18 protein-coding genes and 3 pseudogenes are annotated in these 21,032 nt (G+C 65.3%); 8 read left to right on the plus strand and 13 right to left on the minus strand.

The genetic code is table 11. From position 1 onward, the window contains the following. Positions 1 to 59: 59 nt before the first annotated feature. Positions 60 to 401, plus strand: coding sequence for a hypothetical protein (locus tag LRS12_RS16580; RefSeq protein WP_257845638.1), 342 nt, complete (start codon positions 60 to 62; stop codon positions 399 to 401). Here LRS12_RS16580 and LRS12_RS16585 read toward each other — a convergent pair. After that, on the minus strand, positions 384 to 1,844 hold the full coding sequence (locus LRS12_RS16585; RefSeq protein WP_257845639.1) for a phospholipase D-like domain-containing protein: 1,461 nt from the start codon (positions 1,842 to 1,844) through the stop codon (positions 384 to 386). The genes LRS12_RS16580 and LRS12_RS16585 overlap by 18 nt on opposite strands. Before the next feature lie 101 nt (positions 1,845 to 1,945). On the opposite strand from LRS12_RS16585, the gene LRS12_RS16590 reads away from it, so the two are divergent. After that, a complete protein-coding gene (locus tag LRS12_RS16590) occupies positions 1,946 to 2,293 on the plus strand; it encodes a PAS domain-containing protein (RefSeq protein ID WP_257845640.1) in 348 nt (115 codons plus the stop codon). Here the strand turns inward: LRS12_RS16590 and arsC are convergent. From arsC to LRS12_RS16615, 5 genes and pseudogenes are all read right to left on the minus strand, one after another. Then, entirely contained in the window at positions 2,290 to 2,625 is a 336-nt protein-coding gene (gene arsC / locus LRS12_RS16595; RefSeq protein ID WP_257845641.1) for an arsenate reductase (glutaredoxin), read from the minus strand. The two genes, LRS12_RS16590 and arsC, sit on opposite strands and share 4 nt — an antisense overlap. Continuing rightward, positions 2,622 to 3,982: pseudogene (accC, locus tag LRS12_RS16600) on the minus strand (acetyl-CoA carboxylase biotin carboxylase subunit). The gene arsC and the pseudogene accC overlap by 4 nt, the downstream one beginning before the upstream one ends. A 4-nt stretch (positions 3,983 to 3,986) precedes the next feature. Further along, positions 3,987 to 4,462: pseudogene (gene accB, locus LRS12_RS16605) on the minus strand (acetyl-CoA carboxylase biotin carboxyl carrier protein). Positions 4,463 to 4,527: 65 nt separating this feature from the next. Continuing rightward, positions 4,528 to 4,962 (minus strand): type II 3-dehydroquinate dehydratase, encoded by a 435-nt coding sequence (aroQ, locus tag LRS12_RS16610; protein ID WP_257845642.1) that lies wholly within the window; start codon positions 4,960 to 4,962, stop codon positions 4,528 to 4,530. Between the two features lie 59 nt (positions 4,963 to 5,021). Then, the gene (locus LRS12_RS16615; RefSeq protein WP_257845643.1) at positions 5,022 to 6,377 is read right to left on the minus strand and encodes a CHAT domain-containing protein; all 1,356 of its coding nucleotides are present in this window, start codon (positions 6,375 to 6,377) and stop codon (positions 5,022 to 5,024) included. Between the two features lie 88 nt (positions 6,378 to 6,465). On the opposite strand from LRS12_RS16615, the gene thiS reads away from it, so the two are divergent. After that, on the plus strand, positions 6,466 to 7,455 hold the full coding sequence (gene thiS, locus LRS12_RS16625; RefSeq protein ID WP_308223048.1) for a sulfur carrier protein ThiS: 990 nt from the start codon (positions 6,466 to 6,468) through the stop codon (positions 7,453 to 7,455). Here thiS and LRS12_RS16630 read toward each other — a convergent pair. Further along, positions 7,452 to 7,997: a hypothetical protein gene (locus tag LRS12_RS16630; RefSeq protein WP_257845644.1), complete on the minus strand. Its 546-nt coding sequence runs from the start codon at positions 7,995 to 7,997 to the stop codon at positions 7,452 to 7,454. The genes thiS and LRS12_RS16630 overlap by 4 nt on opposite strands. A 71-nt stretch (positions 7,998 to 8,068) precedes the next feature. Continuing rightward, a complete protein-coding gene (locus tag LRS12_RS16635; protein ID WP_257845645.1) occupies positions 8,069 to 8,665 on the minus strand; it encodes a class I SAM-dependent methyltransferase in 597 nt (198 codons plus the stop codon). Positions 8,666 to 8,760: 95 nt separating this feature from the next. On the opposite strand from LRS12_RS16635, the gene LRS12_RS16640 reads away from it, so the two are divergent. Continuing rightward, the gene (locus LRS12_RS16640) at positions 8,761 to 8,931 is read left to right on the plus strand and encodes a CsbD family protein (protein ID WP_257845646.1); all 171 of its coding nucleotides are present in this window, start codon (positions 8,761 to 8,763) and stop codon (positions 8,929 to 8,931) included. Between the two features lie 163 nt (positions 8,932 to 9,094). After that, complete coding sequence (locus tag LRS12_RS16645; RefSeq protein WP_257845647.1) at positions 9,095 to 9,415, plus strand: RodZ family helix-turn-helix domain-containing protein; 321 nt, start codon at positions 9,095 to 9,097, stop codon at positions 9,413 to 9,415. Here LRS12_RS16645 and LRS12_RS16650 read toward each other — a convergent pair. The 3 genes and pseudogenes from LRS12_RS16650 to LRS12_RS16660 form a co-directional block, all read right to left on the minus strand. Next, a pseudogene (locus LRS12_RS16650) lies at positions 9,416 to 11,069 on the minus strand (thiamine pyrophosphate-binding protein). It lies immediately after the preceding gene. Positions 11,070 to 11,118: 49 nt separating this feature from the next. Next, positions 11,119 to 12,513, minus strand: a complete 1,395-nt coding sequence (locus tag LRS12_RS16655) for a M17 family metallopeptidase (protein WP_257845648.1) — start codon at positions 12,511 to 12,513, stop codon at positions 11,119 to 11,121. A gap of 36 nt (positions 12,514 to 12,549) precedes the next feature. Further along, a complete protein-coding gene (locus tag LRS12_RS16660) occupies positions 12,550 to 13,476 on the minus strand; it encodes a hypothetical protein (RefSeq protein WP_257845649.1) in 927 nt (308 codons plus the stop codon). A gap of 55 nt (positions 13,477 to 13,531) precedes the next feature. Between LRS12_RS16660 and LRS12_RS16665 the strand changes: the two genes are divergently transcribed. Together LRS12_RS16665 and LRS12_RS16670 are read left to right on the plus strand one after the other, a co-directional pair. Continuing rightward, a complete protein-coding gene (locus LRS12_RS16665) occupies positions 13,532 to 14,203 on the plus strand; it encodes a hypothetical protein (RefSeq protein ID WP_257845650.1) in 672 nt (223 codons plus the stop codon). Then, the gene (locus LRS12_RS16670; protein WP_257845651.1) at positions 14,196 to 14,591 is read left to right on the plus strand and encodes a hypothetical protein; all 396 of its coding nucleotides are present in this window, start codon (positions 14,196 to 14,198) and stop codon (positions 14,589 to 14,591) included. Before LRS12_RS16665 ends, LRS12_RS16670 begins: the two co-directional genes overlap by 8 nt. On the opposite strand, the gene rimO is transcribed toward LRS12_RS16670, so the two are convergent. Next, complete coding sequence (gene rimO, locus LRS12_RS16675; RefSeq protein WP_257845652.1) at positions 14,570 to 15,898, minus strand: 30S ribosomal protein S12 methylthiotransferase RimO; 1,329 nt, start codon at positions 15,896 to 15,898, stop codon at positions 14,570 to 14,572. The genes LRS12_RS16670 and rimO overlap by 22 nt on opposite strands. A 184-nt stretch (positions 15,899 to 16,082) precedes the next feature. Here rimO and LRS12_RS16680 point away from each other — a divergent pair, with 184 nt between their 5' ends. Continuing rightward, positions 16,083 to 17,477 carry a tetratricopeptide repeat protein gene (locus LRS12_RS16680; RefSeq protein WP_257845653.1) on the plus strand — a complete coding sequence of 465 codons (1,395 nt, stop codon included), beginning with the start codon at positions 16,083 to 16,085 and terminating at the stop codon, positions 17,475 to 17,477. Between the two features lie 39 nt (positions 17,478 to 17,516). Here the strand turns inward: LRS12_RS16680 and LRS12_RS16685 are convergent, their stop codons facing one another. Then, the gene (locus LRS12_RS16685) at positions 17,517 to 20,531 is read right to left on the minus strand and encodes a TonB-dependent receptor (RefSeq protein ID WP_257845654.1); all 3,015 of its coding nucleotides are present in this window, start codon (positions 20,529 to 20,531) and stop codon (positions 17,517 to 17,519) included. Between the last annotated feature and the right edge of the window lie 501 nt (positions 20,532 to 21,032).

Genomic DNA, 21,032 nt, shown 5'->3' on the forward strand with positions numbered 1-21,032 from the left:
CGATTGGCGTCGAGTGTGGATGAACCCCCTTCCTCTGGGGCGGGTGGCTTGCGCTGGGGGTGGCTTTTCCGGCTATCCTGTACCTGCAGGGCTCTGGCGTGGCGGCGTTCATGGTCGCACTTCTGTTCGGGGTGATGATGTTGGTCACCCTGATGTACGCGCTGCGCCGGGCGAATGAGCTGGCGGAACCCCGCGTGCCGCTCGAAGCGGCGCGCGCGTTCAGTTCGAGCCAGCCGACATGGCCAGTAGCGATCGTCGGCGTCGGGATTGGCATCGACATGCTTTTCGACGCGGAAGGCGTCTGGATTTGGGTGTCGAGCCTGTTCATCGCGATCAACGTTGCGATCCTGCTCAGCGTGCTGTGGCGCTGGATACGCGCGCGGTCATCGTCGGCGGCCTAGCCTCCGGAGCAAGCCGCCCTTCGTCATCGCCTCGAACGGTGACTCATCACCCGAATCGAGGATCTGGTTCTCCGCCAGCCATTCCTCGACGGTGGCAAGATCGGGGACCTGGTAGGGGCGCATCGAGCGCCCGGTGCCGCGCAACGCCTCGACCGCTGCGATCAATGACCCACCGTCCTCGATCGCCTTCGCCACGCTGAGCGAATCGGTGCCGAGATGTTCGGCCAGCAGGCCGTCGCGGATCGCCGCGATGCGACCTGCCTCCTCCGGAGTGCGTGACGCCAGCGCCACGTCGCATTCGGTGTCGAGGCCGAGCGAGCGGTTGTTGAAGTTGGACGATCCCACCCGCAGGAAGCGGTCGTCGACCACCAGCACCTTGGCATGGACATAGATCGGGTCCCCGGCACGCGTGTAGGGGTGGTAGAGGCGCAGCCGGTCATGCGGGTCCCGCTGCTTCAATGCCTGGAACAGGCGGGCGCGGGCGGTGTCCATCGCGGTCTGTTCGAGCCAGCCATCGGCGCGGCGCGGGTTAACGATGACGAATTCCGGTCCGTCCGGTTCGGCCAGCCGCTTGGCGATCGCCTCGGCAATCGCACGGGAGGCGAAATACTGGCTCTCGGCATAGACGAAGCGGCGCGCGCTGCCGATGAGGTCGAGGTAGAGCTTTTCGATCTCCTGTACCGGTGCTTCGCCGTTCAGCTCGGGCTGGGTCCGCGCGATGGCGGCACGGATATCGGTGAAATCGGGCGTGAGCCGGTCGGGCCAGCATTCCTGCTCGACATCGGGGCGCTTCAGGCGATGCCCGCCCGCACGGTGCCAGCGTTCCCGACACAGATCCCCCAGCATCGTGGCGGCAGGCCCCTGAATCGCGGTCGTCGCGTCGTGCCACGGCATGTAGCGGTCGCCGCCGGGGTCCGTCCGTCCCGGATCGCCATCGGCATGACCCCGCGTGTCCCAGCGGCCCAGCGTCATGTCGATCCCGCCGCAAAAGGCGAGGCAGTCGTCGATCACCACGATCTTCTGATGATGCGAGGCGCCGGGCGGGTGGGTCGAATCGAGCTTCAGATGGATGCGCTTGGCCAGCTTCCACGCGACGAGGGTCTGGAGCGTCTTGCCGCGGAACAACGAGGTGAGCGCGCCGACATCCCAGCGCAGGATATGCACCTCCAGATCCGGGTTGCGGCGGGTGATCCAGCTGATGAACGCTCCCACCTCGCGCGGGGCCTCGGGATGCTCGGGGGGATCGTCATGGGTCAGCAGGATGCGCGCGTCGAAGTCCCATCCGATCAGCAGGAGCTGCTTCTTCGCCTGCAGCATCGCGGTGCGCGCCACGCGGAAATAATCCTCCGCATCGACGATGACCGACAGGCGCGTCGCCTGTGCCGCGCGCCAGCAATTGCGGCCGGGCTCAAGGAGCAGCGAGTCGTCGGGGCCGGCGGACATGTTGCGGGAATACCGGTGTGCAAGGGAAAGGTCACGTGTTCACTGGACTTTAGCAACCCGGTTGCTAACCAATGTGCATGGACGCGCCCGCGCAACGACTGATGCCGATCCACGCCAGCTGGCAATGCGACCTGAGCGACGATCCGCTGACATGGAGCGACGGGGTCTATGACCTGTTCGGCCTCGAACGCGGCGCGCCCGTGCGGCGCGAGGACATTGTCGCGATGTACTCCGCCGAATCGCGTGAGGAGCTGCGGCGGCTGCGCGAAGGGGCGATTGCCGAGTGCGGCAGCTTCACGTTCGAGGCGAAGATCCGTCGCCCAGATGGCCAGTTGCGCTGGATGCGGGTGACCGCCGATGTCGTGGTCGAGGACGGGGTGGCACGCTACCTTTATGGCACCAAGATCGACGTGACCGACGAGATCATCGGAGCGGCGGTCGCGGCCTAGAGAATTTCGCGAATCGCTTCGGGCGGGCGCCCCAGCCGAACGCCCTTGTCGGTTTCGACCAGCGGGCGTTCGATCAGGATCGGGTCGGTGGCCATCGCGTCGAGGATCGCATCGTCCGACGCATCCTTGAGCAGCTTCGCGCCCGCCTCCGCCTTGCGCAGCCCGTCGCGCGGCGACATCCCGCCCTTCGCATAGAGCCGCGCCAGCTCGTCGCGCGACGTTGGGGTCTTGAGATATTCGATCACGGTCGCGATGGCGCCGGCGTCCTGAAGGACCGCCAGCGCCTCACGCGACTTGGAGCAACGCGGGTTGTGCAGGATCGTGGCGTTCACGCCGCGTCCTGCTTCGCCAGCCACTCTTCCAGCCACTTGATCGTATAGTCGCCCTGCTGGAACTCCGGCACGTCGAGCAGCGCCTGATGCAGCGGGATCGTGGTCTTCATGCCCTGACCCTCGATCACGAACTCTTCCAGCGCGCGGCGCAGACGGCGCAGGGCGCCCTGGCGGGTCGTGCCGTACACGATCAGCTTGGCGATCATGCTGTCGTAATAGGGGGGATCTTGTAGCCCGAATAGAGGCCGCTATCGACGCGGACATTCATCCCGCCCGGCGCGTGATATTGCGTCACCTTGCCCGGCGAGGGCGCGAAGGTGCGCGGATCCTCGGCATTGATGCGGCACTCGATCGCGTGGCCGCGGAACTGCACGTCTTCCTGCCGCAGCGTCAGGCCGTGGCCTTCGGCGACGCGGATCTGTTCGCGGACGAGATCGAGGCCGGTGATCGCCTCTGTCACCGGATGTTCGACCTGCAGCCGGGTATTCATCTCGATGAAGTAGAATTCGCCATTTTCCCACAGGAACTCGATCGTCCCCGCGCCGCGATAGCCCATGTCCGCCATTGCCTTGGCACAGATCTCGCCGATGCGGTTGCGCTCCTCGGTCGACAGGACCGGGGAGGGGGCTTCCTCGAGCACCTTCTGGTGGCGGCGCTGGAGCGAACAGTCGCGCTCGCCCAGATGGATGGCGTTGCCGTTGCCATCGCCGAACACCTGGATTTCGATGTGGCGCGGGTTGCCCAGATATTTCTCGAGATAGACGGTGGCGTCGCCGAACGCGGCCTTCGCCTCGCTGCCTGCCTGCTGCATCAACGTCTCGAGCTCGTCCTCGGACGTGCAGACCTTCATGCCGCGACCACCGCCGCCCGATGCGGCCTTGATGATGACGGGGTAGCCGGCCTTGGCGGCGATCGCCTTGGCCTCGTTCAGATCGCTGATCGCGCCGTCCGATCCGGGGACGAGCGGCAAGCCGAGCGCACCAGCGGTACGCTTCGCCTCGATCTTGTCGCCCATGGTGCGGATATGCTCGGGCTTCGGCCCGACGAAGATCAGGTTATGCAGCTCGACGATCTCGGCGAACTTGGCGTTTTCGCTGAGGAAGCCATAGCCCGGATGGATCGCGTCGGCGCCGCTGATCTCGGCCGCCGAGATAATGTTGGGGATGTTGAGATAGCTTTCCGCCGCAGCCGGCGGGCCGATGCAGATCGCCTCGTCCGCCAGCCGGACATGCATCGCATCGGCATCGGCGGTCGAGTGGACCGCCACCGTCTTGATCCCCATTTCATGGCACGCGCGATGGATGCGCAACGCGATCTCGCCGCGATTGGCGATCAGGAGCTTCTTGATCTCCGGCACGGGCTTACTCGACGACGACGAGTGGCTGGTCGAACTCGACCGGCTGGCCATTATCCACCAACACCGCCTTGACCGTCCCGCCATGCGGGGCCGCGATCGGGTTCATCACCTTCATCGCCTCAACGATCAAAAGTGTCTCGCCGGCCTTGACCGACTGGCCGACGGCAATGAACGGCTTCGCGCCGGGTTCGGCGGAGAGATAGGCGGTACCGACCATCGGCGACTTGACCGCATTCTCATGCGGGGGGTGATCGATGCGGGGTCGGACGGCATCGTGACGGGGGCGGCAGTAACCGGAGCGGCGGCGGGAGCAGGCGCGGCATAGGCCATCGGCGCGGCGCTGATCGTGCGCGCGACGCGCACCTTGCGATCGCCGTCCTCGACCTCGATCTCGGTCAGGTTGGTGTCGTCCAGCACTGCGGCGAGCTGGCGCACCAGCTCGATATCCACGTGCATCCCCTTTTTATGTTCTTCGCTCATGCGACCTCGAATGGTTCAATACGCGCGCCCTGCCCCAAGCGGGCGCATGGAAAACGCGCCCTGTGTCAGAGTCGGGCGGCGGCTTCAAGCGCAAGCAGGTACGAAAGCGCGCCGAACCCTGCGATGGTTCCCTTAGCCGCACGGCCGACATAGCTCAAATGCCGGAAGTCCTCGCGGCCGTGCGGGTTGGAGAGGTGCACCTCGATCACCGGGGTACGGATGCTCTTGATGCAGTCGTACAGTGCGATGCTGGTGTGGGTGAAGGCGCCGGCATTGAGCAGCACCGCCTTTGCGCCCCGCGCCTGCGCCTCGTGCATCCAGTCGACCAGGTGCCCTTCGTGATTCGACTGGCGCAGATCGACGGTCAGGTCGAGTGCGCGGGCGCGGTCCTCCAGCATTCCCGCAATGTCGTCGAGCGTGTCCGAGCCGTAGATTTCCGGCTCGCGCGTGCCGAGGAGGTTCAAGTTCGGGCCGTTGAGGACGAAAATCGTATCGGGCATCATTGCACTCGCGAAATTGTGGCCGTGCTGTAGCGGCGCGGTGGGCGAAGGTCGAGGCTTCAACCGGATGCCGAAGGTGCCCCGAACAGGGTGAAGCTTGCCCAGGCGGCCGGATCGTCGCCGAATGCTCCGCGCGCATCGAGCTGGGCGAGGCGGAGCGCCTCCTCCGGCGGCTTGCGCTTGAGGAATGCGTGTTCGGCAAAGTGAAGCATCAGCAGCTGGGTCGCGGTGTCGCTCACGTTCCACAGGCTCGCCACGACCTGTCCCGCGCCCGCCGATACCCATCCCCGTGCGACGCCATAGGTGCCGCCGTCGAATGTCTTGCCGAGCGCGGTCTGGCAGGCGCTGAGGATCACCAGCGGATGCCACGCGGCCCATGCCTCAAACCGCTTGGTGCGCAGATCGCGCCCGTAGAGATGCCCGTCCGCCAGTGCGAGGAAGCTGCCGTCCATCGGGTTGACCGAATTGGCGAGGCCATGGGTAGCAAGATAAACGATGCTCGCCTCGCCATAATTGTCGATTCCGGCCAGCACCCGTTCGCGGGTTGCTGCCTTGCCGGTGAGGACGCGGGTGGGTGGCACGCCGAATATCCGCGCAAATGCCTGAGCCTCTTCCGCGGCGCCGGGCAGCTCGCTCCATTCATAGGCAGGATCGCTCGACAGATCCGGATTGCCGACGACGAGCGCGTTGCGCGGGTTCAGACGCGTGTCGAACACGCGGCGCGAATCCGCGAGCGTCTCGATGTCGGGCAGGATGACCGTTGACCAGCGATCGGCAAGCATCGCATCGCCAAGCGGCATCGCGGCATAGGGCGCCGACCCGGTGTCGCGGGCGGGCAGGATGAGCAGACGCCCGCGCCCCTCGGCAAGCGTCGAGGCAATGTTTCCGGGCAGGAGGCGGTCACGGGCGCGGGCAAATTCGGCGCGCGGATCGGTCGGTGCGGTGGCGGACGGCGGGGGCGGTCGCGGTGCGCCGCGCTTCACCGGCGCGCGGGTGGCCGTCCGCGCATCGACCCGCAGCGCGTCGAGCAGAAAGTCCATGCTTTGGTAGGGCTCCGCGCCGTTGCCGCTGGCAATCACGCCAGATCCATCGAGCAGCCAGCCATGCAGCCGCCCATCGGGTGCGCGCCAGTGAATCAGCGCGCATGTTGCCGGACCACCGGTGAATTGGGCGAGCCGGTGCCGGATCGACTGCAGGGTCATCAATAGCTGGCTTTGCGGAACCGTACGTCCGGGCGCGGCATAGATCCCCGTGCCGAACTTGCGGCGGAAGCCGACCGAATAGCCGAGATGGTCGCGGATCGCGAGGAGCAAGCGGGGGTCGGGCGCTGCTGGGGTCTGCGCGATGGCCGGCAGCGGCGCTGTGGCGGCGAGTGCGGCGGCACCTTCGACGAAGCGGCGACGGGAGAGCGGCATGCCGGTCCTTCCATATCTTCGCGACGGTGTTGGCCGCCCGCAAAGCTTCCTATATGCGCGCCACGAGTTCAACCGGTCAGGAGCAATCATGCACGCCGACGGCACCATCACGATCATCGTCAATGGCGAGCATCGCCGCGTCGTGGCGGGGCTGTCCCTCGCCGATCTCGCCAGCGAGCTGGGCCTGGTGCCGGAGAAAGTCGCGGTGGAGCGCAACCTGGAGGTCGTTCCGCGATCGACACTGGCGCAAGTGATGGTCGAGGATGGCGACGAGCTGGAGATCGTCCATTTTGTCGGTGGCGGCGATCATGATGACAGCTGGACGGTCGCAGGGCGGACGTTCAATTCGCGGCTGATCGTCGGGACCGGCAAGTACAGGGATTTCGCGCAGAATGCGGCGGCAGTCGAGGCTTCGGGGGCGGAGATCGTCACAGTCGCGGTGCGCCGGGTCAATGTCAGCGATCCCAATGCGCCGATGCTGACCGATTTCATCGACCCGAAGAAGATCACCTACCTCCCCAACACCGCCGGTTGTTTCGATGCCGAGAGCGCGATCCGCACGCTGCGGCTGGCGCGTGAGGCGGGGGGATGGGACCTGGTCAAGCTGGAGGTGCTGGGCGAGGCGAAGACGCTCTACCCCGACATGCACGAAACGCTGCGCGCGACCGAGATCCTCGCCAAGGAGGGCTTCCTCCCGATGGTCTATTGCGTGGACGATCCGATCGCGGCGAAGCGGCTGGAGGATGCGGGCGCGGTGGCGATCATGCCGCTAGGCGCGCCGATCGGGTCGGGTCTTGGCATCCAGAACCGCGTGACGATCCGCCTGATCGTCGAGGGCGCGAAGGTACCGGTGCTGGTCGATGCCGGGGTCGGCACCGCGAGCGACGCGGCGGTGGCGATGGAGCTGGGTTGTGACGGCGTGCTGATGAACACCGCGATCGCCGAGGCGAAGGACCCGGTTCTGATGGCGCGCGCGATGCGCCTTGCGGTCGAAAGCGGGCGACTGGCCTATCGCAGCGGGCGGATGGGGCAGCGGCGCTATGCCGATCCGTCGAGCCCGTTGGCGGGGTTGATCTAGGGGGCGGGTTTCGGCGCGGTGGTGGTCTTGGCGATGCCGCGCCGGGCCGCTGCGCCGTCGAGGAAGGTGCACAGGATCGCCTGATCCTGCTCTTTGGCGAATGCCTGTGTCTCCCGCACTTCCTTAGCGACTGCGGTGTCCGCCGCGGCCATCATCCGACCGACCTGACCGCGACACAGGGGCGCTATCGGGCTGTTCAGGCATTGGGCCAGCGCCGCCATCGTCGCAGGGGAATGCTGAGCGGCGAGATGTGTCACTCGTTCCTCGCGTGCGATGCTCGCAAAGGCTTGTCCCGCCCGAAACTGCAGGACTTCAAAGCCCCAATCTGTCGATACCCTGAATGGAACATTCTCCTCGTACAACAGATTTTCGGGATCGTATCCGCATGCCCGGATCGGCTCGTTATAGCGGGTGGAATCGACCGTGAGATTCAAACGATAACCATCCACGATGGCGCGCTGGTGCGCCTCGAAGAGTTCTTCGGCAACGACTTCGCGAGCCACCTTTGCGTCCGCTGCAGTGCCAACGCGATAGCTCGCCATTGCGGCTGGGCCGCCGATCCAGCCAATGAAAACGAGCAACAATACGCCGACCAACCATCCGATAAGCCGCATCATGCCTTCCCCACCAGCCACACCGTGAAGCCGCCGCAACTGGCGTCCTCCATCACATGATTGATCACCGCCAGCCCGCATTCGGCGAAGATCGCATTGTACTCGGCGGGAGCGAGGCTCGCGTGGAAGAGTTCCTCGCCTTCGAACTCGCCCATCGCGGTACCGCTGGCGGGGCCGGTGTTGAACAGCGCGACGCCGCCCTTGCGCAGCCAGATACTCATCCGCCGGATCAGCTTTTCCTGCTGATCCACCTCCAGATGGAACAGGCTGCACCAGGCGAGGATGCCGTCATAGGCGCCGCTGTCGCCGCCGAAGCGCATCATGTCCGCCTCAACCCATTTGTGGCGCGGGAAGCGAGTTCGGGCGAGGTTGATCAGCGTCGTCGAGGTGTCGACACCGGTCAGGTGATGGCCGTGGTCGATCAGGAAGCGCGCGATCGGCTCTCCGCCACCACAGCCGAGGTCGAGCAATTCGGCACCGCGGGGGAGCATGCGTTCGAAGCGCTCGAGCCAAGTGCGCTCGGGGAAACTACTCCGACGCGCCGCGTCGAACGCCGATGCGTGGCGCTGGTAAAGCTCGGCAATCCGCTGCGGCATCGTCCGAACCTCCGGGAAATGGCCGAAATTTCGGAACTCTCACGCGACCCGGCGGTTGATCGGGAAACCCCAACCCCGGACCAATGGAGACCATCATGGGCGAACTCGTCGACAAGATCAAAGGCAACGTCAACGAAGGGATCGGCAAGGCGAAGCAGCAGAGCAACGATCCCGAAACGCGCGCCGAGGGCGCGCAGCAGGAAGGGAAGGGCAAGGCGCAGCAATTCGCCGGCAAGGTGAAAGGTGCGCTCGGCGACGATATCTGATCGTCCCGAAATCGTGCTTAACCCGAATTAGGGCCGTTTTCTGCGGGAAACGGCCCTTTTTCATGGGCGAATCGGATCGACTCGCGACGTGATTCGAGTCATTACATTGTTCCGGGCCGGGACGAGTCCCGGCATTGTCAGCCAACCGGGGGGCTTGACGCCGATGAACGCGATGATCGAACAGCCGATATTACCTTTCGCCAGGGGTGACTGGCGCATCGAACCGCGCGGCAGCGTGGGGTGCGCACTTGCCGAAGCGCGCCGGCGCTGTGCGATGACGATCGAGCAGGTCGCGGAAATGACCCGCGTGCCGATCCGTTACCTCGCCGCGATCGAGGCAGAGCGGTTCGACGAGATTCCGGGCGTGATCTACATCAAGGGCTTCGTAAAGGCCTTTGCCCGTGCAGTAGGGCTGTGCGAGCGCTGGGCGCTCGACGCGGTGAACGCAGCGCTTGGCGCACCGCGCCGCCGCGCGACGGACTGATCAGCCCCTTATCGCCGCGATCGTCGTTGCGGGGGTGATGAACTCGACATCGGTCTTGAGGTGCAGCAGGCGGACGCCGCGTTCGGCGAGCGCGCGGTCGAGCGCAGGGGCGAAGTCGTCGGTCCGCTCGACCGTTTCAGACCAGCAGCCATAGGCGCGGGCGAGCGCGGCGAAATCGGGGTTGTGCAGCGTGGTGCCCGACAGGCGCGCGGGGAATTCGCGCTCCTGATGCATGCGGATCGTGCCGTATGCGCCATTGTCGATCACCAGCACGAGCATGTCGGCACCATGCTGGACCGCAGTCGCCAGCTCCTGTCCGTTCATCAGGAAGTCGCCGTCCCCGGCAAGCGCGACTGCAAACTTGTCCTTGCGGCGCAGCGCGGCGGCGACGGCGGCGGGCGTGCCATAGCCCATTGCGCCGGCGGTCGGAGCGAGCTGTGACGGCTGTGCGCCGTAGCGCCAATAGCGGTGCCACCAGCCCGAGAAATTGCCCGCGCCGTTGCAGATGATCGCGTGATCCGCGTCGATCCGCTCACGCATCGCGGCGACGCACTGGCCGAGGTCGAGCGTGACGCCGTCGCGCGGCTTGGGGTTTGACCAGTCCTGCCATTCGGCATGGGCTTCGGCACCGGCAGGGCGGGGCGTTTCCGGAGCATCGGCGGCGGCGAGCATCGCTGCGAATTCAAACACCGGTGCGGCGATGCCCAGATCGGCGCGATAGACGCGGTTGAGCTCGCCCGCATCGGGATGGACATGGATCAGCGTCTGGCCGGGATGGTCCGGGGTTATCACCGTATAGCCATCCGTCGTCGCTTCACCGAGTCGCGCGCCGACGACGAGCAGCAGGTCGGCCGCCTTGATCCGCGCGACGAGCCTGGGGTTCGGGCCATAGCCGAGATTGCCGGCCCATGCCGGCGAGCTGTTGGGGATTGAATCCTGTCGCCGGAACGCCCCCGCGACCGGAATGCCCCAGCTGCGCGCGAACGCATCGAACGCCGCGCCGGTCGCAACGTCCCATCCTGCGCCGCCGACGATCGCCACCGGGCGCTCGGCGGTGCGGAGCAGGTCGAGGACGTCGGTGAAGTCCTCGGGGGCAAGACCCGCGCTGTGGCGCGTCAGCCGCGGGCGGTCGCGTGTATCGACCACGTCGAGCAGCATGTCTTCGGGCAATGCGACCACGACCGGACCGGGTCGCCCGCTGACCGCGACATTCCACGCGCGCGCAACATATTCGGGGATCCGCGCGGCATCCTCGATCCGCGTCGCCCATTTGGTGAGGGGGGCCGAAAAAGGCCGGGAAATCGACCTCCTGAAACCCTTCGCGGTCACGCATCGATCGGTCGACATCGCCGATGAACAGGATCATCGGGATCGAATCCTGCATCGCGACATGGACGCCGATGCTGGCATTGGTCGCGCCGGGCCCGCGCGTCACGAAGCAGATCCCGGGCTTGCCCGTCATCGCCCCGTCGGCGCAGGCCATGAACGCGGCGCCGCCCTCTTGTCGACAGGTGACCAGATCGACCTGCGGAACGTCGTGCTGCGCGTCGAGCACCGCAAGGAAGCTTTCGCCCGGAACGTGGAAGATGCGGTCGCAGCCCTGGGCCACGAGGTTGTCGACCAGGATGCGGCCGCCGTTGCGCGTGTTCGTCATCGCCGCACCTTGCCGCCGCGCTGTCGGGAAGTCGAGCCGGTTGCGCCGGTTACGACTTGTCGGCGTAGCGCGCCTTGAGCATCGCCCAGGTCGCGCGCAGCCCCATCGCGTCACCGCCCTTGGGACGGCCCGGCTTGGCGGCCGGGCGCCAGGCGAACAGGTCGAGATGCGCCCAGGCGATGTCCTTCGGCACGAAGCGGCGGAGGAAGAGGGCGGCGGTGATCGGGCCGGCGAAAGGTCCGTCGGGAGAGTTGACCATGTCGGCGATGTCCGACTTCAGCATCTCGTCATAGCCATCCCACAAGGGTAATCGCCACAGGGGATCTTTCACACTGTCCCCTGCGTCGAGCATCGCGCCCGCCAGCGCATCGTCATTGGCGAACAGGGCGGGGAGGTCTGGCCCGAGTGCCACCCGCGCGGCCCCCGTCAGGGTCGCGAAGTCGAGGATCAGGCCGGGCCTGACCTCGACCGCCCTGGTCAGCGTATCGCCCAGGATCAGACGTCCTTCCGCATCGGTATTGGTGTTCTCTACCGTCAGCCCCTTGCGCGTCTTGAGGACGTCGCCCGGCCGGAAGGCGTTGCCCGCGACCGAATTCTCGACCGCCGCAACGAGCAGGTGGAGCCGCACCGGCAGGCGCTGCGCCATCACCAGCCCGGCGAGCGCAATCGCATGCGCCGCGCCGCCCATGTCCTTCTTCATCAGCCGCATGCCCGCGCTCGGCTTGATGTCGAGCCCGCCGGTGTCGAAGCACACACCCTTGCCGACCAGCGCGAGCCGGGGGTGCTTGGGATCGCCCCATTCCAGCTCGATCAGCCGCGGTTCGCGCCCGCGCGCCGCCGCCATCCCGACCGCGTGGATCATCGGATAGCCCTGTTCGAGCGCATCGCCGCGCGTGACCGTCAGCGTCGCGCTGTTGGCCTTGGCAAGCGCCGCGATCTCCGCCTCCAGCTCCGCCGGTCCCATGTCGGACGCCGGAGTGTTGACCAGATCGCGGACTTTGAACGTAGCGGTGGCGAGGCGGAGGATTTCCTCGATCCGCCCTGGTTCGCCGGTCAGCAGCACGCGCGCACCCTGCGCGGTCTCGTCCTTGCGGTACCGGTCGAAGCGATATTGGGCCAGCACCCAGCCGAGCATCCCCGCTCCGGGCTCGCCGGTCGCGAGGCGATAGGTGCCTTCGGGCAATTGTTCGCCGAGCGAGGCGATGCGGAAGGGCGAAGTCTCCGCCTCGTCGCAGACCAGCAGCATCGACCAGTCATCGTCCTTGTCGGCGGGCAGGACCGCGCGGTTGCCGGCTTTGCCGGTCAGCTTGTGCGCGGCGATCGCGGTGCGGACGCGCGGCGGCTGACCCTTCAGCCAGTCCTGCCATTGGTCGGGGTGGACGACATGGATGGTGCGCGCGGGCTGGCCGCGATCGGGCTGGAGCAGGGTGGACAGGTCGGTCATCGCGGATGATCTAAGCTGCGCGCCCACCGACGGCAACTAGCGCGCCAGCCTTGTCGAGGGGGCAGTGCAGCGCTCCATCGCCCGGTCGATCATCGCGACCAGCCGGTTGCGGCTCTCGGCGAGCCGCGCGGGCTCAAGCCCCCGTTCCTGCGTCTCGAAATTCACATAGGGCAGTCCGCGCAACAAGGCGTAGTTGGACAGCGACCCGTCGCTGATGCTCACCCGCTCGAACACCACGTTGAAGTCGGCCAGCGCCAGCGCCTTGCCGCACCACGCGGAATAAGGCGAGCGCCCCGAGCGATAGGCGACATAGGCGAGGCTGTCGTCATCGTCGAACGGCCAGGCACGCCCTTGCGAAGGATGTGGCTGCATGACGTCGTCGCAAAAGCGGATCGACACCTCGCCGCGCCCCGGCGGATCGGACTGGTTACAGCGGGAGTTGCGGGTATCGAATCCGGGCGAGTTGGTGTGGAGCGCGATGATCGGCAGCGCCCCGCGCCGAACGTCGGCGAGGATCGTGTTGGCGTAAAGCGGCGTTCCATCGCGGAAATTACGATTGGGATCGATCGGCCCGCCTCGATCGACCGCGGCGTTGCGGCGGCGACCATCCTCGGCAATGCCAGAATCCACGACGATCATCACCCCGCCATAGGCCCGCACGCCAGCCAGCCCCGCTTCGAACCCGGCATTCTCGTTGTCATGCGGGACGAACCAGAGCGGACCACGTGGTTTATTCACATTCGCGATGCGAAAGAGCCGCCAAGCACCTCTTTCTTCGCGAAATTCGATACGGGTCACGGAAAGGCCGCGCCAGGTTGCGGGATCCCGATGACGGGCGAAATCATCGTCCGAAAGCGTCAGAGGATCGACCACTTCGCCCCGGATACCGCTTTCGGCCTGCGCTCCGGTCAGCGCAAGCCAGGTGGCGGGGAGCGCTGCGAGCGCGAGGCTTCGGAACATCATGGCTTGGACCCTAGGGCGGGATCAGGGCAGTTCAAGCGAAAGACGGGAGCAACAAGTGGCGCAGATCGAGACGGCGACGGAGCGGCGTAAGGCATTGCCACCCGACATCAAGCTGGGCTGGTTGTCGCTGTGGATTGGCGCGAGCGGGCGGGCGACCTGGCTCGATATCGCAGCCGAGGTGCGCGAAAGCAGCATCGACATCCTGGTGTTCAAGGGGCCGTTGATCCAGCAGGCCGACCTTAAGCCGTTCGTCCTGGCGCTGGAGGGGTTTGCGGCAGGATCGACCGACGAGGCAGTGCTCGCCTCGCCGGGCGGATCGCTCCGCATTACCCTGTCCCGGTCGAAGTCAGGATGGATGCGGCTCCACGTCTGGCTGATCTGGGGGCGGGTGGAGCATAACTTCACCTTTGGCCTGTGGCAGGAGGCGTTGGATGAGGCCGTTTCGGGCGCGCGCATGACGCTGGCACGGGTAGAGGCGGCGCGGTGCGGCTGGCGACCGCGCTTTCTGGAACTGTTCGACCGCAGCGGGCCGGGCGCGCCCCAGCCGGTTTCGGTTACGTTACCGGAAACATCCGACCGCATTGAAGACTGGGACTCGGGTATCACAACCGGCGACATCGCGTTCCGGTATGAAATTGACGGCTTCGGTTGGTACGGCGTCAAAGTGCGCGTCGGCGACGAGGTTGGCGAGTTTTGGGGGCGGGTACCTGACCGATGCGATGGGTGACATGCTACGCGGGGCGCTCGCGATGCTCGCGGGCGCGCCCAGCTTCACGTTCATGTGCCACGCCGAACCGGGCCTGACGCGGGTGACGTTCGAGCGGGTACAGACACGGGGAATCGGAGGAACGCGCATGACCGCGCGCACCCTTCATGGCTGCCATGTGCTGGTGCAGGAGGTAAACCACCTCAACGGGTCCGACGGCACGGTCGAGTTCGATGCGGTGTGCCATTCGCCGCGTGCACTGGCCGAGGCGATCTATCGGATGGCAGCACCGCATTTCGCCACGGGGACGCACCCGACAAACCCGGCTGCGCTTGCCGCGCTCGAAGGCGCGCTGGTCGCCGTAGTTGAGATGGAGATGGCTGAGGATCAGGCCAGCGGTGCGCCGTAGAGGTCGTGCTCGTCAGCGTCCTCGATCTCGACCTGGACGATGTCGCCCTGCTTCAGATGCCCGGCGTCGCGCAGGAACACGGTGCCGTCGATCTCCGGCGCATCGGCCTGCGACCGGGCGTTGGCGCCCTCGCCATCGACCTCGTCGATAATGACCTCGAGCGTGCGACCAATCTTCGCCTGAAGCTTGGCTGCACTGATCGCGGCGGTCTTTTCCATGATCCGGGCGTAGCGCTCTTCCTTGACTTCATCCGGCACCGCGCCGGGCAGGTCGTTGGCGGCGGCACCCTCGACGGGTTCGAACCGGAACGCGCCGACACGGTCAAGCTGCGCCTCGTCGAGCCAGTCGAGCAGATACTGGAAGTCTTCCTCGGTCTCGCCCGGGAAGCCGACGACGAAGGTCGACCGGATCGTGATGTCTGGCGCGATGCTGCGCCAGTTGCGCAGCCGCTCCAGCACCTTCGCCTCGTTCGCCGGGCGGCGCATCGTGCGCAACACCGACGGCGCGGCGTGCTGGAAGGGGATGTCGAGATAGGGAAGGATCAGTCCCTCGGCCATCAGCGGGATGACCTGATCGACATGCGGGTAGGGGTAGACGTAATGGAGCCGCACCCACGGCGCGATCTTGCCGAGTTCGCGGGCGAGGTCGGTCATGTGGGGCACGACCTCCGTGCCCTTCCACATCCGCGGCTCCTTGCGGATATCGACGCCATAGGCGGAGGTGTCCTGGCTGATGACCAGCAGTTCCTGCGTGCCCGCCTCGACCAGCTTCTCCGCCTCGCGCAGGATCGCGTCGGGGCGGCGGCTGACCAGATCGCCGCGCAGCGCCGGAATGATGCAGAAGGAGCAGCGGTGGTTGCACCCCTCGCTGATCTTCAGATAGCTGTAATGGCGCGGGGTCAGCTTGAGCCCCGCATCCGGCACCAGGTTGAGGAAGGCGTTGGGCGGCATCGGTGCGGCGTCGTGGACAGCGCCGACGACTTCCTCATATTGATGCGCACCAGTCACGGCTAACACATTGGGAAAGCGAGCGCGGATGACCTCGGCTTCCTTGCCCATGCAGCCGGTGACGATGACGCGGCCATTCTCCGCAATCGCTTCGCCGATCGCTTCGAGCGACTCTTCCTTGGCGCTGTCCAGAAAGCCGCAGGTGTTGACCAGCACCACATCCGCGCCGGCATAGTCGGCGGACATGGCATAGCCATCGGAACGGAGTTTGGTCAGGATACGCTCGGAGTCGACCAGATTCTTGGGACAGCCGAGCGACACCATGCCCACCTTGGGGGCTTCGGGGAGTCGCGTTGCCATGATCGGGCCGCGACATAGGCGATTTTGGGAAAAAGATAGGGGCGGGACGGATAGCACTGCCGCGCGCTGGCCCGAACTTGTCAGTTGCGGTCGCCAGAACCCGCGTTCAAGCTGTCACGACGTTGTAAGTGCGTGTCTTTTCCAACCTAGGGGGCGGCGGCCTCGCGCAGATGGATACAGGCCAATGGTCGCATTGTGGCGGACTGCAGGACTGGTGGCGGGCGCGGGGATCGCGCTGACGGTGACGCCAGCCGCCGCACAAGGTGCGCGCGTGCCGGTGCCGCCCGAGGGGATCGCGGCCTTCAACAAGGGCGAATATGGCAAGGCGGCGGACCTCTTTGTGCCGGCGTTCGACAATTGCCGATCGGCCAATCCGCAGGGTGCCGCCTGCGCCGACATCGCATTGGCGATTGCGGTGCTGGTGGCTACGGCTGGGAACGCCAAGACCGAGCCGATGATCCTGTCGGCGCAAGCCTATATCGACACCAATGTCGGACGCGACAGCACCGACGCGCTGGCGATGTTAGGCGCTGTTACTAGTTACTACGACCGGCTGGCGAACCTGGAGAAGTATCTGCCCGTGGCCGAGCGGCGGCTTGCGCTCGCCCGAAAACTGCAAGGACCGACCGGGCGAACGGCTGTAATCGCGGCAATCGGGCTGTGCGTCGTCCAGTGGAATCTTGGGCAGGGGCAGGCAGCGATCGATCTGCTAAACCCGCTTGTCGGCAAATTACCGGACACGACGCCTGCGGATCTGCAGCTGTCCGGTCGTGTGCACGACTGCATCGGCATGGCCTATTTTTCGTTGGACCGGGTCCGGGAAGCGGAGCCAGCCTTCCGCAGGGCGCTGGCATTGTTCGAGCGTGCGGAAGGCGAAACGAGTGAACTGGCGATCGACGCCATGGCAAGTCTGGCCAACACATTGCGCAAGCTGGACCGCGAGGACGAGGCGCGCGTGATTGCGGCACGGATCGACCGGCTCGCCAAGCCGGATGCGCAGGTCCGTTCGCGCATCGACTGGGCAAAGGGGCCGGCAGCCGACCCGGTCGCTGCCGCCCGCGCCGCATTGGCGGCGGCGGAGAAGCAATTCGGCGCGCAATCTCCGGTCACCGACATGGCGAGCGCTGACGTCGGCATCGCGCTGATCGATGCCGGGCGCGTCGCGGAGGCCGAACCCTATCTCGAGCGCATCAAGGCCGCCGCTAATAACCCCGCAAATCCCGCATCGGTCCGGATCAAGTTGCTGATGGGGCAGATCACACTGACGCTCAAACAGGATGTTCGCCGGTTCGAACGCGCGATCCCTGCGATCGAACAGCTGGTGGCACTTGCCAAAAGCAGTGGTGCGGGGAGCGACAAGATCCTGATCGACTTCCAGATGTATGCCGGAACGAGCCTGTTGTTGAACGGTCAGGCACCGCGTGCCTACCCTTTCCTGACCGACGCCGGAAAGCTGCTGCTCGAACGCCTTGCCAGCTATCGCGATTTCGATGCGGCAGCCCAGCGTGAGACCCGGGAATATTCGCCGATATTCAAGTTCAAGGTTACAACGGCGTGGGTGCTGGCGCAGCGGCGCTAGGCATCGCCCCCTCGTCGGGGCGATGCCTGAGTGCGGTGTCTAGAAGCGAATGCTGAGCCCCGCAGTGATGCGTCGGTCGGTCAGCCCCTGGAAGCAGAGCAGCGCCTTGTCGTTGACGCAATACTGGTTCTGATCCTCGCGCAGCAGGTTGATCCCCTCGACCCCGACATTGATCCTGTCGGTGATGTCGTAGTTGATGCTTGCATTGAGCTGGCCGCGCGCGCCGTTGATGCGCGGAAGGCCGAAGAAGAACGGATCGTTCGACACATAGCTCGACCGCCACGTGTATCGCATCCGCGCGTTGAGCCCGTATTTGTCGTAGAACAGTGTCGCGTTGTACGCGAATTTCGACAGGTTGGTGAGCGTGATCAGATCCTGCGAATTTGGCTTGCCGAGCAGGGTGAAGACGGTGCGCGGGCCATCCGCGGTGCGATATTCGCGGGCCGTTCCACCGGTCTTCTGATAGGTGAAGTTGCCGATGAACCCGAAACCGGACGCGAAGCCCAGCGTGTCTTCCCATGCGGACAGATCGTGCTGGAACGCGATTTCGATGCCGGTCTGTGTCGTCGTCCCGCCGACGTTGAATGTCGAAAGCAACGGCACGCAGATCCCGACGCCCTGGACCGGGTTGTTGATGTTGCGGTTGGCAACCGGGTTGTAGATTCCGCCCTGTTCGCACGGCGGGGTGATGTCGATGTTGAGGTTGCCACTCAGATCGAGGTTCGGTGCCGGATCTTCCTGCCGCTGCGCGAACAAATTGGTGCGCGACTTGTGGAAGAAGCCGATGCTGATCAGGCTGGAGGGCGCGAAATAATATTCGCCCGACAGGTCGAACGACCAGACCGCCTCGGGGACCAGCGCCGGGTTGCCCACCGCGACCGGCGTATTCGCGCCAGTACCGAAGGAATAGGAGGTCGAGAGCGTATCGAAATTCGGACGGCGGATGTCGCGGGCGACGCCGCCGCGGATCAGCACCTTGTCCGCCGGTTCGACCACCAGGCTGAACCGCGGCAGCCAGAACTCATAGCTGCTGCTGGTGACCGTCTGTCCGGTCACCACCCCATTCGCGATGTTATTTCCGGTCGAGTCGAGACCCGTATGCAGCCAACGTACACCGGCATTGCCGCGCACGCGCGCGCCGCCGACCTCACCGTCGAAATTTGCCTGGAAATAGGCGGCGCTGGTCGTTTCGCGGATGCTGAAAAAGCCCGCGAAACTCTCGGTCGGCGTGGCGAGCGAGGCGACCGCTGGCCCCTGGGTGCGCGCTGCGTTGCTGGCGGCGATCGCGCTGTTGAGCGTGTTCAGGACCGACACCGGATTGCGGAACGCCAGCCCCCCGTCGATCAGCAGGAAGTCAGGGAAATAGAGCGTGCGTCCGTCCGCCGCATTGAAGTTGTCCGGTCCCGGGATCAGGATGTCGGCGAACAGATTGCCTCTCGGCCGGTTCCACGCGCTGGTCGTGTTGGTCAGGCTGACATTGTTCGAAAACTCGCTGTTGACCGCAGAGGTGCGGTTCCAGCGATAGCCCGCGTCGATCGAGCTGATGAACGGCATGACGTCCGAAAAGTCATAGGACAGGTCGAGCCGCGCGGCGCGCTCCTGATTGTCGGTGGTACTCGCGCCCTGCGCCACCTGCTGAAGCTGATAATTGGCGGGGTTCAGCAGTTCGGCGGCACTGGGCGCGAACGGGCTGGCCTGGTCGAGTCCAAATTGCAGCGTGCCGTTGCGCAGGTCGAAGGCGAGGGGGACGCCGTTATCGATGCTGCGCCCGATCACAGGTTGCGGGCCGCGCGGGTTGATGAAGTCGAGCGTGGTCGAGAAGTTGGGGAATTCCGACTTTGACGTCGACAGCGAGCCTTCGGCGCGAACCGTCAGGTCCCCCACGACCCATTCCGAGCCCAAATCGAACACACGGCTGCGCGTGATCCGCGCGCCGGTGTCACTCGACATGCGCATGTTGGAATCGATGACCGTTCCGGTCGATCCGCCAATCCCGATCGTACCCGCGACGGTGGCCTGGACGGTGCCCAGATCGATCGGACCATTGGGTCCGTCGAGCGTGCCCCACTTCACCGTTTCGAACGCCGTATTGTTGGTCGCATCCACCACCGACTGGGTGGCGGTGCCGGAAATCTGTATCCGATGGCTTTCCTGGGCGCGCTGCTGGTTGTTCACGGTCGCGTCGAAATACAGCCTGAGATTGTCGGCGGGCTTCCATTCGAGCGCGCCGGTCCCGTTCCAGGTTTCATATTCGTAATTGTCGAGACCCTGCTGGAAGAACTGGATGCGCAGGAAGGGGAAGGACTGGGCGCTCGGCCCCTGGCCGGGAAGGACCACGGCGTCACGATCGACCCGTGGTGCGAAATTGGCGACGTCCTGCCGGGCAAAACTGCCGCTCACGACCACGCCAAACTCGCCAATGCCGGTGTCCCAGCGGCTGCCGATCGTGCCGGAAATGCGCGGGAGCGTTGTCCGTGCGAGGTCGCTATTCTCCATCTGCCCCCGGAACGCGATCAACGGTTCCTTCAGCGACAGCGGACGCATCGTGCGCAGGTTGATCGTGCCTCCGACCGAACCTTCAATCGTTTTCGCGGTCGGCACCTTTGTGACCTCGACCGAAGCGATCAGCGCTGCCGGCAGATCCTCAAAGCTGATTCCCGACCGGCCCGCGCCGGACCCGACGGTCGATACGCCGTTGATCTCGGTCCGGTTGGCGTCGGTGCCGCGGATCTGGACAGCGTTGCCGACGCCGGCCTGACGGGTGATCTGGACACCGGTGACGTTTTCCAGAACCTCGGCAAGGTTCTGGTCGGGGAGCTTGCCGATATCCTCGGCCTGGATGACTTCGACCAGATTGTCGGCAGTGCGCTTTTCCGCGAGCGCGGTGGCGAGCGAACTGCGAATGCCGGTGACGATGATCTCATCCTCTGCGGCAGGCGCGACGGGTGCGTCCTGTGCGAAGGCGGGATTGGCCAGCGTCACCATCGCAGTTCCGGCCAGCAGGATCGCCGCAAAACCGTCCCGGCCAACGCCGGACGCACGTTGAGTCTTCATGCGGCGCATCCACCCCTCCCATTTTTATCATCTGTTTGACCGCAAACTCAGTTTGATTGACCAATATGTCAACCTATTTTCCATTCCAGATGGCTGACAATTTCAAATTGTGATCATACCAATGCTATAGACCAATTGTACTTTCACAAATAACACCCTGATTTCAATCGTTCAGCGTGAGCGGCTCAAAGAGCAGCTCCGAAACGCGGTCTCCGGACGGGTATCTCGACCATCTGGTGTTTACGACTTTCGGCCCGTAACATGCGTGTGGGAAGGCCCGCATTCAGTCGGGCAGGTGGCGGGGTGCGGACACCAAACATCTATCTGACGATCCTGGGTCAGCCAGCGGCGCGACTCGTGACTATCTCGGGCGTCCTGTTCGTAGTCGTCGCCTGGATCACGGTGATCTGGCAGATAGTTGAGGACCGGCGCACTGCGGTTGAAGCGGCTGTGCGTGAAAACAGGGGGCGCGTCGTCGCCTTTGAGCAATATGTCCGGCGC

The organism is Sphingomonas sp. J344, from assembly GCF_024700005.1.
In the GTDB taxonomy this organism is placed as follows: domain Bacteria; phylum Pseudomonadota; class Alphaproteobacteria; order Sphingomonadales; family Sphingomonadaceae; genus Sphingomonas.